The sequence below is a fragment of the Halorubrum sp. SS7 genome, assembly GCF_005435055.1.
GTDB classification, from domain to species: Archaea; Halobacteriota; Halobacteria; order Halobacteriales; family Haloferacaceae; genus Halorubrum; species Halorubrum salinarum.
In genome coordinates, this window is sequence record NZ_SGXV01000011.1 from 13,164 (window position 1) to 25,480 (window position 12,317).

Annotated in this window: 11 protein-coding genes; 6 read left to right on the forward strand and 5 right to left on the reverse strand. The window is 71.2% G+C overall.

Going from position 1 to position 12,317, the window contains the following annotated elements; genetic code table 11:
- The first annotated feature begins 11 nt into the window (after nucleotides 1-11).
- Both EXE44_RS11220 and EXE44_RS11225 read left to right on the forward strand, forming a co-directional pair.
- On the forward strand, nucleotides 12-734 hold the full coding sequence (locus tag EXE44_RS11220) for a DUF6517 family protein (RefSeq protein WP_121561471.1): 723 nt from the start codon (nucleotides 12-14) through the stop codon (nucleotides 732-734).
- A gap of 134 nt (nucleotides 735-868) precedes the next feature.
- Complete coding sequence (locus EXE44_RS11225; RefSeq protein ID WP_137717205.1) at nucleotides 869-1,978, forward strand: DUF373 family protein; 1,110 nt, start codon at nucleotides 869-871, stop codon at nucleotides 1,976-1,978.
- Between the two features lie 27 nt (nucleotides 1,979-2,005).
- Here EXE44_RS11225 and EXE44_RS11230 read toward each other — a convergent pair whose 3' ends face one another.
- Nucleotides 2,006-3,121 (reverse strand): hypothetical protein, encoded by a 1,116-nt coding sequence (locus EXE44_RS11230; RefSeq protein ID WP_137717206.1) that lies wholly within the window; start codon nucleotides 3,119-3,121, stop codon nucleotides 2,006-2,008.
- A 240-nt stretch (nucleotides 3,122-3,361) separates the two neighbouring features.
- Here EXE44_RS11230 and EXE44_RS11235 point away from each other — a divergent pair, with 240 nt between their 5' ends.
- The gene (locus EXE44_RS11235; protein WP_158293454.1) at nucleotides 3,362-5,170 is read left to right on the forward strand and encodes a PAS domain S-box protein; all 1,809 of its coding nucleotides are present in this window, start codon (nucleotides 3,362-3,364) and stop codon (nucleotides 5,168-5,170) included.
- A 16-nt stretch (nucleotides 5,171-5,186) separates the two neighbouring features.
- On the opposite strand, the gene EXE44_RS11240 is transcribed toward EXE44_RS11235, so the two are convergent.
- The 4 genes from EXE44_RS11240 to EXE44_RS11255 all read right to left on the reverse strand — a co-directional run bounded on the left by EXE44_RS11240 (nucleotide 5,187) and on the right by EXE44_RS11255 (nucleotide 10,619).
- A complete protein-coding gene (locus EXE44_RS11240; protein ID WP_137717208.1) occupies nucleotides 5,187-6,248 on the reverse strand; it encodes a phosphotransacetylase family protein in 1,062 nt (353 codons plus the stop codon).
- Nucleotides 6,241-8,388, reverse strand: coding sequence for an acetate--CoA ligase family protein (locus EXE44_RS11245; RefSeq protein WP_121561466.1), 2,148 nt, complete (start codon nucleotides 8,386-8,388; stop codon nucleotides 6,241-6,243). The genes EXE44_RS11240 and EXE44_RS11245 overlap by 8 nt, the downstream gene beginning before the upstream one ends.
- An 89-nt stretch (nucleotides 8,389-8,477) precedes the next feature.
- Complete coding sequence (locus EXE44_RS11250) at nucleotides 8,478-10,130, reverse strand: PAS domain S-box protein (RefSeq protein ID WP_137717209.1); 1,653 nt, start codon at nucleotides 10,128-10,130, stop codon at nucleotides 8,478-8,480.
- Between the two features lie 102 nt (nucleotides 10,131-10,232).
- Nucleotides 10,233-10,619, reverse strand: a complete 387-nt coding sequence (locus EXE44_RS11255) for a helix-turn-helix domain-containing protein (RefSeq protein WP_137717210.1) — start codon at nucleotides 10,617-10,619, stop codon at nucleotides 10,233-10,235.
- Between the two features lie 115 nt (nucleotides 10,620-10,734).
- Here EXE44_RS11255 and EXE44_RS11260 point away from each other — a divergent pair, with 115 nt between their 5' ends.
- From EXE44_RS11260 to EXE44_RS11265, 3 genes are all read left to right on the forward strand, one after another.
- A complete protein-coding gene (locus EXE44_RS11260; protein ID WP_137717211.1) occupies nucleotides 10,735-11,370 on the forward strand; it encodes a helix-turn-helix domain-containing protein in 636 nt (211 codons plus the stop codon).
- 74 nt (nucleotides 11,371-11,444) lie between these two features.
- Entirely contained in the window at nucleotides 11,445-11,603 is a 159-nt protein-coding gene (locus EXE44_RS20785) for a hypothetical protein (RefSeq protein ID WP_199241206.1), read from the forward strand.
- A 136-nt stretch (nucleotides 11,604-11,739) separates the two neighbouring features.
- A complete protein-coding gene (locus EXE44_RS11265) occupies nucleotides 11,740-12,195 on the forward strand; it encodes a pyridoxamine 5'-phosphate oxidase family protein (RefSeq protein WP_137717212.1) in 456 nt (151 codons plus the stop codon).
- Nucleotides 12,196-12,317: the final 122 nt, after the last annotated feature.

Below are 12,317 nucleotides of genomic sequence, written 5' to 3' on the forward strand. Positions count from 1 at the left end.
CAGTGACGGCCATGAACCGAGACCCGACCGCCGAGCACGACGCCGAGAACAGCGACGCGAGCGACGCCGTCACCCGTCGCCGGGCGCTCGCGGCGGGCGGGGCGGTCGGCCTCGCGAGCCTCGCCGGCTGTACCGCGTTCGAGGTCGCCACCGGCGAGGGGCCGGCGGAGTTCGCGGCCGGCACGGCCACGGTCGCCGACGCCACGCTCTCGGAGAGCGGGTACGAGCTCAACGAGGTCTCGGAGGAGACCCTCTCCCGGGAGGTCGAGGCGGCCGGGCAGACACGCGAGGTCCGCGTAACGAACACGGTCGCCGAGTACGACAAGGCCGTCGAGCTGTTCGGCGAGCGCTACCAGGCCGCGGTCTTCGCCGCGGTGACGACGCCGCAGATCGAGGTGCTCGGCGAGGCGCTGAACCCGATCGCCGAGTTCAGCACCCGCGAGCGCGCCGAGCTCATCCTGAGCCGCTTCGAGGGCGTCGGGGACCTCGAACGCGGCTCGGAGTACTCGACCGAGGTCCTCGGCTCGGACGCCGGGGTCGTCGTGTACACGGCCGACGCGGAGATCGAGGGGACGGGCGTGACCACCGAGCTGGAGCTCCACATCGGCGAGCCGGTCGGCGTCGGGAGCGACTTCGTCCTCCCGCTCGCGGCGTACCCGAGCGCGTTCAGCGACGGCGAGAACGTCCGCCGGATGATGAACGGGATCGAACACGAGCCGAACGAGGAGAACTGACGGACGCGGCGGCGCGGGGCGACGCGCACAAACGCGGCCGCGCGCATCGGCCGCGCGGGCCGACGCGGTCGCCGGGTTCGACGCGAGCGAGCCGAGCCGAAAACATATGCCGTCCCCCCGCGTAGCCTCGACCGATGCTGCTCGTCCTCTGCGTCGACCTCGACGACGACCTCGGCCGCAAGACGGGGATCCCCACCCCCGTCATCGGCGACGAGGACGTCACGGAGGCCGCGGTCGCGCTCGCGACCGCCGACCCGGAGGACTCCGACGTGAACGTCCTCTTCCAGGGCGTCAACGTCCACGACGAGCTCGCCGCGGAGGGCGAGGCCGTCGAGGTCGCCGCGGTCACCGGCGTCGACGGCCCCGACGTGAAGGCGAACCGCGCGGTCGGCCAGGAGGTCGACCGCGTCCTCGCCGAGCTGTCGACCGGCGAGGAGGTGTCGGCGGTCGTGATCACCGACGGCGCCCAAGACGAGTCCGTCCTCCCCGTGATCCGGTCGCGGATGCCGATCGACGGGATGCGCCGCGTCGTCGTCCGCCAGGCGCAGGACCTCGAGTCGCTGTACTACACGATCAAGCAGGTCCTCGCGGACCCGGAGACCCGCGGGACGATCCTCATCCCGCTGGGCGTGCTCCTCCTCATCTACCCGCTCGTCGTCGTCGCGAACCTCTTCGACGTCGCCGGCGCGGCCGTGCTGGGGATCCTCTCGGGCGCGGTCGGGCTCTACTCGCTGTTCCGCGGGCTGGGGCTCGAAGAGAGCGTCGACGGCGCCGCCGAGAGCGTGCGCAACGTGTTGTACACCGGCCGCGTGACGCTCGTCACCTACGTCGTCGCGCTCGCGCTGATCGTCGTCGGCGGCGTTCAGGGGGTCGACACCGTCGACACGGTCCGGACCGCGCTGGGGAGCCCGCTCGCCGCCGGCACCGCCCTCGCGGCGTTCGTCCACGGGTTCGTCCAGTGGCTCGGCGTCGCGGGCGTCACCTCCAGCCTCGGCCAGATCACCGACGAGTACCTCGCCGGTCGGTTCCGGTGGCGCTACCTCAACGCGCCGTTCTACGTGGCCTCGATCGCCGTCGTGCTGTTCGCGGTCTCCGGCTTCTTCCTCCCGGACGCGCCGGGCGTGACGGCGCTCGGCCTCTCGGAGTTGGCGTTGGCGCTCGCGGCGGGGACGCTCATCGGCGTGTTGAGCACGCTCGCGTTCGCGGTCGCGGAGTCGCAGCTCCCGTCCGCGGAGCCGGTGTAGGGCGGGGAGAAAACGGGCGTCCGTCGCCTACCGCGGCGTCCAGGAGTCGCACGCCTCCATGTCGTCCATCAGCTCGTCGTAGTGCGCGCAGTAGGGGCGCATCCCGTCTTCGGTCCGGACGTAGTCGAACTTCTCGCAGTTGCCGCAGTAGGCGTCGCCGGGGCCGTCGCGCGCGGCGGGGGAGCCGGGGGAAGGGGTCGACGGCGAGGCCGGTCCCTCCGGCCCGGAGCCGTCGAGCGGGGAGCTGATGTCGGTCTCGGCGCTGCCGCCGTCGCTCACGCCCGCCGAGCCGGGGCCGGGGGCGCCGCCCGTGCCCGACCGGCCCGACCCGGACGGTCCCGTGCCGTTCGACCGGTCGCCCGCGGCGGAGCGGTCGTTCGACCGACCGCCCGATCGGTCGGACGCCCCGGAGGCGACCGTCGTACCCGACCCGTTGGTCGCACCCGATCCGTTCGTCGCACCGGTGCCGGCCGCCGCGCCGGCGGGGTCTCGATCGGCCGGCCGGGACGCGCCGGGCGTCGGTCGGTTCGCGTCGTCGGGGCGGTTCGTCTGCGTCTCGACCTCGCCGTCGGGGGTGCCGCCGAGGAGGCCGACGCCGCCGGGGCCGCTCAGTTGGTCGCGGGGGACCTCGACCACCTTCGTCTCCCCCTTGTGGGTCACCTCCATCGAGACGGTGCCGCCGGGGTCGTTGCGGGTCTTGAAGTTGGCGACGCCGACGAACACGCTCCACAGCGTCGTCGCGGCGCCGAGGAAGTAGACGCCCGCGGTCGGGAGGGTGAGGTCGGTCAGCTCCGGGCGCGGCCCGCCGACCCACTGCTGGGGGTACGCGTGGGCGAACAGGGCCACGCCGAGACACATGACGGCCGCGCCGACGGCCGCCGCGGCGTAGGTGTTGCGGTCGGCCGGGAGGACGGCCATCACGCCGAGCAACACGAGCGGGACGCCGACGCCGCCGAGGATCCCGCCGACCTCCCTGGCGGTCCCGGACGAGAACCCCGACGGCATCGCCACCTCGGCCGCCACGAGGATCCCCGCGACGACGAGCAGCGCGCCCGCGACGAACGACCCCACACCGAGGTACAGCCGACGCGGGTCGACCCCGGAGCGCCCCCGTCCACCGTACGCCTCCGAGAGACTGGTCATGGGCGGGGTACGTCGTCCACCGTGAAAACAGTACGTCAGACGATCACCCGCGGGGCGGGCGAGCGCGCGCCGTCCGACGGCGGCGACCGCTCGTGAATGGACGCGCTGTCGGGCGAGCGGTCGAGCGTCGAGCGTGGGTCGATGCGAGAAAGCCGGAGAGGCGACCGGCGTCGGAGACCGGAGGCGCGAGATGCGGGCGTCCCCACGGATTTATGTCTTCCAGATGTGATTATTCGACAATTGGTAGCACAGATGGAGCCGATAACCGACTCGATCCGCGTCCTGTACGTCGACGACGAGCCGGAGTTCGCAGAGATGGCTGCGACCTTTCTCGGACGCGAAGACGACCGGTTCGACGTCGAGATCGTGTCGAGCGGGACCGAGGGGTCGGCCAGGCTGGCCGACGAGTCGTTCGACTGCGTGATCTCCGATTACGACATGCCGGGACAAAACGGGATCGAGTTCCTCGAGACCGTCCGCGACGACCACCCCGACCTCCCGTTCATCCTCCACACCGGCAAGGGGAGCGAGGAGGTCGCCAGCGACGCGATCTCGGCCGGCGTCACCGACTACATTCAGAAGTCCGGAAGCGCCGACCAGTACGCGCTGCTCGCCAACCGGATCCTGAACGCCGTCGAGGCGCATCGGTCGCGACGCATCGCCGCGGAACGGACGCGGCGGTTGGAGACGCTCATCAGCAACCTGCCGGGGATGGTGTACCGGTGTCGGAACGAACCGACGTGGCCGATGGAGACCGTCAGGGGCGAAGTCGAAGATCTCACGGGGTACAGCGTCGGCGCGATAGAGGGCGACGACGGGGTCGTCTGGGGCGAGGACATCCTCCATCCGGACGACAGAGAGGAGATGTGGGCGACCGTCCAGTCGGAGCTTTCCGCGGGCGACACCTTCGAGGTCACCTACCGCATCGTCACCGAGGACGGCGAGACGAGGTGGATGTGGGAGCGCGGGCGAGGCGTGTACGCGGACGACGGCGAACTGGACGCCCTGGAGGGGTTCATCACCGACATCACCGAACGGAAACAGCGCGAACAGGAGCTCGCGGAAAGCGAGTCCCGGTACCGGACGCTCGCGGAGAACTTCCCGAACGGCGGCGTCTTCTACGTCGACCGCGAGTTTCGGTACCAGATCGTCTCCGGGAGCGGCTTCGACCCGCTCGACACCGACCCCGACGACATCGTGGGGCGCACCGTCTCCGAGGTCGAGCGGTTCCCCGAGGAGCTTATCGAGACGATCGAGGCGGTCCACGAGACGACGCTGGCCGGGGAGTCGGAGCGCATCGAGGTGCCGTACGAGGACCGGGTGTTCGAGATACGGACGGCGCCGGTTCGCGAGGACGGCGACGTCGTCGCCGGGCTCCACATCGCGCGGGACATCACCGAGCGGCGGGAGCGCGAGGAGGAGCTCCAGCGACAGAACGAGCGCCTAGAGAAGTTCGCGCGGGTCGTCAGCCACGACCTCCGGAACCCGCTGAACGTGGTCGAAGGGCGGCTCGAACTGGCCCGGTCAGAGTGCGACAGCGACCAGCTCGTCGAGGCCGAGCAGGCGCTCGAACGCGGGCAGGCGCTGGTCGACGACCTGCTGTCGCTGGCGCGCGAGGGGAAGGTCGTCACCGAGACCGAGCCCGTGCCCCTGAAGGAGGTGGTGGAGGGGCGCTGGGCGGGCGTCGAGACGGGCGACGCGACACTGAACGTCGACATCGATCGCGCGGTGATGGCCGACCGGGGACGGCTGAAACAGCTCCTCGAGAACCTGATCCGGAACGCCATCGACCACGTCGGTCCGGAGGTGACCGTCGAGGTCGGGCGCCTCGCGGACGGGTTCTACGTCGCGGACGACGGCCCCGGGATCGCCGCGGCCGACCGGGAGGCGGTGTTCGAGTCGGCGTACTCGACGGTGCCGGACAACACCGGATTCGGGCTGGCGATCGTCGGCGAGATCGCGGACGCGCACGGCTGGGACGTGACCGTCGCGGAAAGCGCGGCCGGCGGCGCGCGGTTCGAGATCACCGGGGTCCGGTTCGCCGCGTAGGCTCGGCGCGCGCCGCTCAGACCAGCGCGTCGACGTCGACGTGGTCGCCGAGCAGCTCCGCCATCCGGTCGACGGTGCGGACGTCGCGCGTGCGGCCGCCGCGGACGACCTCCTCGGCGCGGTCGATGGCCGTGACCGTGTCGGTGTTCACGGCGAGGACGGGCTTGCCGGCGTCCGCGGCCTTGCCCAGCACCGCGCCCGAGGGGCGGTGGCCGCCGGTCAAGACGAGGCAGGCGACGCCGGAGGCGTCGAGCGCCGCGGTCTGGACGTCGGCGCGGTCGCCGCCGGTGATGACCGCGGCGTCGCGGGCGCGCCGGAAGTAGCGCAGCGCCTCGTCGCCGCCCATCGCGCCGACGAGGAAGCGCTCGACGAACGCGTCGGTGGGCGCGTCCGTGAGCAGCTCGGCGCCCAGCTCGTCGGCCAGCTCGCCGACGGTGACGCCGGCGAGCTCCTTCTCGTACGGCAGCGCGCCGAAGACGGTGATCCCCTTCGATTCGAGAAACGGGATCCCGTCCTGGTCGAGCGACTCGAATGCGTCGTCAGACACCTTGTTGAACACGACGCCGGCGAGGCGGTCGCCGAACGCGTCGGCGGCCGCCAACACCTCGTCGAGGTCGTTCGGCGAGTCGTAGTCGGCGACGAGCACCACCCGCGCGTCGAGCAGTTCCGCGACGTCGACGTCGGTGAGGTCGACGACGCCGCCGGTCGTCCAGCTGCCGCCGCCCTCGACGAACACCTGGTCGTTGTCGGCGGCGATCCCCTCGTACTCCTCGCGGATCCGGTCGCGTAAGGCGTCGGGGTCCTCGGTGCCGCGGACCGCGCCCTCGACGAACGTCGGCGAGTAGACGACGGGCTCCATCTGGTGCATCTCGGCGTCTAAGCCGAGCACCTCGCGGGCGAGCATGGGGTCCTGGTCGAGCGTCTTGCCGACGTTCGACTGGAGCCGCGTGCCCTTCGGTTTCATGTAGCCGACGCTGCGGTCGCGGTCGGCCGCGAGCCGCGCTAAGGCGACGGTGATCGCTGTCTTTCCGGCGCTGTCTCCGGTCGCGGTGACGAGTGTGGTGGGTGTGTCAGTCATCGGTGGGTGCCTCCGGGTCGGTGGCTTCGGGGTCGAGTGCCTCCGGGTCGACGGTGAGTCTCACGTCGACGGCGGCGGCGTTCGTGCCGCCGTCGTCGTCGGGCAGTGCGACGAGGGGGTTGATGTCGAGTTCGAGGATGGCCGGGAAGTCGGTGACCAGCTGCGAGAGCCGGCCGATCGTCTCGATCACGGCGTCGACGTCGACCGGGTCGCGGCCGCGGGCGCCCCGCAGCAGCGGTGCCGACTGAATCTCCTCGGTCATCTCGCGGGCCTCGGGCTCGGAGACGGGCGCGACGCGGAAGGTGGTGTCCTCCATCACCTCCACGAAGATGCCGCCGAGCCCGAACATCAGCAGCGGGCCGAACTGCGGGTCGCGGTTCATGCCGACGATGGTCTCGACGCCGTCGTCTAGGTCGACCATCTCCTGTACCTGGACGCCGAGGACGGTCGCGTCCGGCTGGTAGTTGCGGGCGCGGGTGACGAGGTCCTCGTAGGTGTCGGCCACGTCCGCGTCGGCGACGCCGACGGCGACGCCGCCGATGTCGGACTTATGGAGGATGTCCGGCGAGACGATCTTCATCACCACGTCGCCGTCGACGCGCTCGGCGACCTCGCGGGCGCGCTCCGGCGAGTCGACGATCTCGCCGTCGGGCGTGGGGATGCCGTACGCGTCGAGGAGGTCCATCGCCTCGACGCCGAGGCGGTTGTCGTCGCGGTCGCGCACCGTGGCGAGGATCTCGCGGGCGCGCTCGCGGTCGACGTCGAACTCCATGGGCGGCGCGTACTCGCGGGCCTTGATGTCGCGGTAGCGCGCGAGCGTCGCGAGGCTGTCGATGGCGCGCGCGGGGTCGAAGTAGCAGGGGATCCCCTTCGCCTGGAGCTGCTGTTTGGGCTCGCGGGTCCGGTCGCCGCCCATCAGGCAGGCCGCGACGGGCGCGTCCATCTCCTCGCTGACGGCCTCGATCGCGTCCGCGAGGTCGCCGAAGTCGATCGTCGCCGTCGGCGCGGCCAACACGAGGGCGGCGCCGACGTTGTCGTCCTCGACGGTGATCTCCAGCGCCTCGCGGAACCGCTCGACGTCCGCGTCGCCGATCACGTCGACCGGGTTGTGGATGTTCGCTTCCTCGGGCATCGACGCCGCGAGCGCGTCGCTGGTCTCGCGGGTGAACGACGCCATGTCGAGGTCGGCGTCGCCCACCGCGTCGGTCGCCATCACGCCGGGGCCTCCGGCGTTGGTGACGACCGCGACGCTGTCGGTGTCGGGCAGCGGCTGGCTCCCGAGGATGCCCGCCGAGTCGAACAGCTCGTCGACCGACTCGGCGCGGATGACGCCCGCCTGGTCGAGGCCGGCCTCGTACGCCTTGTCGGAGCCGGCGAGGGTGCCGGTGTGCGAGGAGGCCGCCTGCGCGCCCGCGCTCGTCCGGCCGGACTTCACGGCGACGATGGGGGTGTCCTGGGTGGTCTCGCGGGCGGTCTCGATGAACTCGCGGCCGTCCTCGATCCCCTCCAGGTAGCCGATGATCACGTCGGTCTCCTCGTCGTCCCCCCAGTGGTCGACGAAGTCCGTCTCGTCTAAGACCGCCTTGTTGCCGAGCGAGACCACGTCCTTGAACCCGATCCCGTTGTCGTTGGCCCAGTCGAGGACCGCGGTGACGAACGCGCCGGACTGGCTCATGAAGGAGAGCCCGCCGGGGAGCGCGTTCTCGGGGCCGAACGTCGCGTTCATCCCCGAGGGCGTCGACATGATCCCCAGGCTGTTGGGGCCGACGAGGTTCAGGTCGTACTCGTCGGCTAGCTCCGCGAGGCGACGCTCCCTCGCCGCTCCGTCCTCCCCCGTCTCGCCGAACCCGGCGGTGATCACGACGACGTTGCGGACCCCCGCCTCGCCGCACGCCTCGATGGCGTCCAAGACGATCGAGGGGGGCACGACGATCACGGCGACGTCGGCGTCCGCGTCGGCGACGTCGTCGACGCAGGGCGTGCCGAGCACCTCGTCGTAGTTCGGGTTGACGGGGACCGTGTCGCCGTCGAAGTCGTCGAGGAGATTCGACGTGACGGCGCGGCCGACGGCCCCCTCGCGGGTGGTGGCGCCGACGACGGCGACCCGGTCCGGGTCGAACAGCTCGTTGAGCGTACCCATCAACGCGGGAGTACGCGAAGCGCCGGCTTAAGATCGGTGGGAGGTTCTTCGAAATCGAATCCAACGGTGAACGATCGATCGGGTTTCGGTCACCCGTCTGTCGATCCCGGCGACGCCTCGGGAGACGCGTCGGACCCGTCCACCCCGCCGTCCGCGGCGGACGCGGCGACGGCTCCCCCGTCGGCGTCGGACTCGGAGACCGTCCCGGAGCCGGAGACCGGCGCCGTCGACCCGCGGTCGATCCCGGCCGCCGACGGACTGACCGGCGCGGCCGCCGGGTGCCCCCGCTCCGCCACCGAGAAGGAGGGCTCGCAGTCGGCGTCGGGGACGCTGATCGTCACCTCGTTCCCGTCGGGGCCGGGGTCGAACGCGAGGTCCCCGCCGGAGCGGTCCGCGATCCAGTAGACGAGCCACAGCCCCATCCCGCCGGTGTGTCTGAGGTCGTCCATCTTCCACCGGTCGGTGATGGGGTCCCGCTCGGCCGCCGGGATCGGCGGCGCGTCGTCCCGGACCGCGATCTCGACGCGGTCGCCGGGCGCCGTGACCTCGATCTCGACCGTCGCCGTCCCCTCCGCGTGTTCGATCGCATTCTCGATCAGCTCGGCGATCGCGTAGTCGAGTTCGGGGTGCGTGAACGCCCGCGCGCCCTCGGGACAGATGACGGAGACGTCGGCGGGCGAGTCGCTCGGGTCCCCCACGGCATCCGCCACCGCGCGCTCGACGAGGGGGGCGACCCGGAGCCGCTGCGGCGGCTCGTGCTGCCGCAGGAGGTCGATCACGCCGCGCTGCTTCTCCGCGGTCGTCAGCAGGTCGTCCGCGACGCGGCGGACCGTCTCGGCGTGGTCGATCAGGTCGGCGGCGAGGCCGGCGAGGTCGACGTCGGCCGCCTCCTCGTCGCCGGACGGCACGGCGTCGCCGACCCGCTCGGCGATCCGCTCCGCGGTGCCGTCGACGATGTTCATGTCGTTGCGGATCGTGTGCCGAAGCAGGTTGTCCATCACCGTGAGCTGTCGCTCGCGGCGGTACTCGTCGGTGACGTCGCGCGCGAACCCCGTGACCGCGACCACCTCGCCGTCCTCGATCACGGGGCGGGCGGGCACCCTGACCCAACTGGTCGGGCCGTCGCGCGACCCGATCCGGTAGTCGAGGTTCGTCGGCTCGCCGGCGGAGAGCCGCTCCATCGAGTCCTCGACGGCATCTCGGTCGTCGGGGTGGACGGCCTCCAAGAACGCTCGCGGCCGTGTTTCGAGCGTCTCCGGGTCGATCCCGAACACCGACTCGACCGCGCCGTTGACGAACAGCAGCTCCGACCAGTCGGCGGTGAACATCCACAGCACGTCCGGCGAGGTCGAGGCGATGGTCTCCAGGCGGCGCCTGGACTCGACTTCGAGGGTGATATCGCGAGAGCTCAGCGCGTAGCCGTCGAGTCCGGTGTCGGCGGGCGGGAACACGCGGGTGCGGAACCACACCCAGTCGCCGTCGGCGGTCGCGTAGCGGTACTCCAGCGGGGCGTCCGGGCGTTCGCCGTCGACGACGAGACGCTCGAACGCCGCCAGGACCCGGTCGGCGTCGTCGGGATGGACCAGGTCGAAGGCGTTCGTGCCGACGAGCTCGTCGGGCGCGTACCCGAGCAGGTCGCGGGTGGCCGCGTTGAGGTACCGGAACCGACCCGTCTCGTCGATCACCGCGATTTTGTCTTGCGCGAGATCGATGAGGGTCCCTGGTTCCGGCTGCCGAGACATACCAAATCCGTCCGCGAACTGACCTAAAACGTTGACCGTTCGATTATCAGCGCCGAGAACAGTTGGCGCGGATCGAGGGGGCCTCCTCGCCGTGCGCGCCTGTTAGTCGGCCGACACGCCGGGGGCATCGAGCGCGCCGGTCAGCGGGTCGCTCCCGCCGTCGTCGACCGTGAGCGCGACGCCGTCGTCGCCGAGTTCGATCGCGGCGTCGGCGGCGTCGCGGACGTACTCCGCGGCGTGGTCGCCGTCCGGGTCGAAGCGGACCCCCTCGGCGAGCAGCGGCGTCTCGCTCAGCAGCTCGACCTTCCGGTAGGCGGTCGAGAGCGCGATGTCGCAGTCCTCGGCGAGTTCGCTCGTCGTCTTCGGCGTCGTCGCGGCCGCGAGGATCGCCCGGCAGTCGGCGTCGGCGAGCGCCTCGAACGTCGCGTCGAGCGCCGCGTCTCCCTCGGTCGTCGTCGTGCCGTCGGTCGTGCGCGGGGGGCGTTTCATATCTGTATGTACCCGCTCCAGCCCCCCGAACGGTGGCCCATCATATGCGGGGAGTTTTATACCGCGGCCGCGCGCCCGCCAACGTTTTTGCCCGGGACGGGTACGGACGAACGAGATGGGTTCGGGAATCCGGGCGGAGGTCTCGCTGCCGACCGCGTCGCCGTCGCCGTTCGACGGCGTCGTCGACGGGGCGACGCCGGTCTCCGAGGTGGTGCGCTGTACGCCCGCGGCCGACCGCGACCGCGTCGTCGTGGAGTTCATCGCGGACGCCGACCTCGCGGTCCCAGACGATGTCGAGGTCGTCTTCGACTACGGCGGCCGGGCGGCGTACCGCTTCGACGCCGCGGTCGACCCCGACTCGCCGTTCGCGGTCCTCGACCGCCACGAGACGCCCGTCTCGGAGGCGACGGTCCGCGACGGCCGGCTCCGGATCACCTTCCACGCGACCGACCTGCCGACGCTGCGGTCCGTCTTGGAGGCGTTCCGCGACGCGTGTCCGGACATGGAGGTGAAGCGCCTGCTCCAGTCGACGACGACGCCGACGGAGTCGGACCTCGTCACCGTCGACCGGAGCGAACTGACTGAGCGGCAGCGCGAGGTGCTGGCGGCCGCCTACGAGGCGGGCTACTTCGACCACCCCAAGGGCGCCAACGCCGGCGAGGTGGCCGAGTCGCTGGGGATCGGTCGGTCGACGTTCACGGAGCACGTCGCGGCCGCCCAGCGGAAGCTGTTCGGGTCGCTGTTGGAGTAAGGATCGTTCATGGCATTTCGAACTCCCGAGAATCCGAGGCCCGTTTGATGGGCGTGGGGACCGTACGCACAGGTATGACGGGGCGATCCACCCACACCTTCGTCTGCCCGGAGTGTCGGCGCTCGATCGAGGTGGACGACGCGATGCGGGCGACGCTGCTCGAGACGGGCTGTGTCGTCTGCGGAGCGCCGGTCACCGAGGAGGACGTGGGCTCGGCGCCGGCGATGAGCTGAGCGCCGCCGGTAGCGTTCGGTTCGCGGCCCTCACCCGGCGGCAGCGTCGCCCGCAGCGACGCCACAGCCCGCCCGAGACCCGCCCCGTCGCGCGTCGTCTCGTGTCCTTTATCACCTCGTGCGAAGAAATTCGGGTATGCCGACGAACAGCGAGGTCGAGATGTCGCCGGCCGAGGTGGACGCGCACCTGTCCCGCCACGAGACGGGCGTCCTCGCGCTGGCGCGCGACGACGCGCCGTACGCCATCCCGATCTCTTACGGGTACGACGCGGACGACCGCGCGCTGTACCTCCGGCTGGTGTCGACGCCCGACAGCGAGAAGCGCGAGTTCCTCGCGTCGACGCCGCAGGCCCGCGTGGTCGTCTACGACGACGCGGACGACGAGTACGCGAGCGTTGTCGGCGTCGGCGCCTTAGAGCGGGTCGACCTCGACGAGCTCACCCCCGAGACGATCGCGCAGTACGGCGAGGCGCGGCGGCCGCTCTTCGAGATCTGGGCCGACGACAAGCCGGACCTGGACATCGAACTCTACCGCTTCGAGCCCGAGACGCTGACCGGGCGAACGGTCGTCATCGAGCGCGACGAGGCGTAGCGGGTTCTGATTAGCCGGCACCGGTATTGCGTTTTCGGCAGGCTACGGCGATTACTTGACACGCCGTTTGTCTTGGAATTTCGATCCGGCGAGCGCCGCTAACTGCTCTTCTCGTCAGTTAG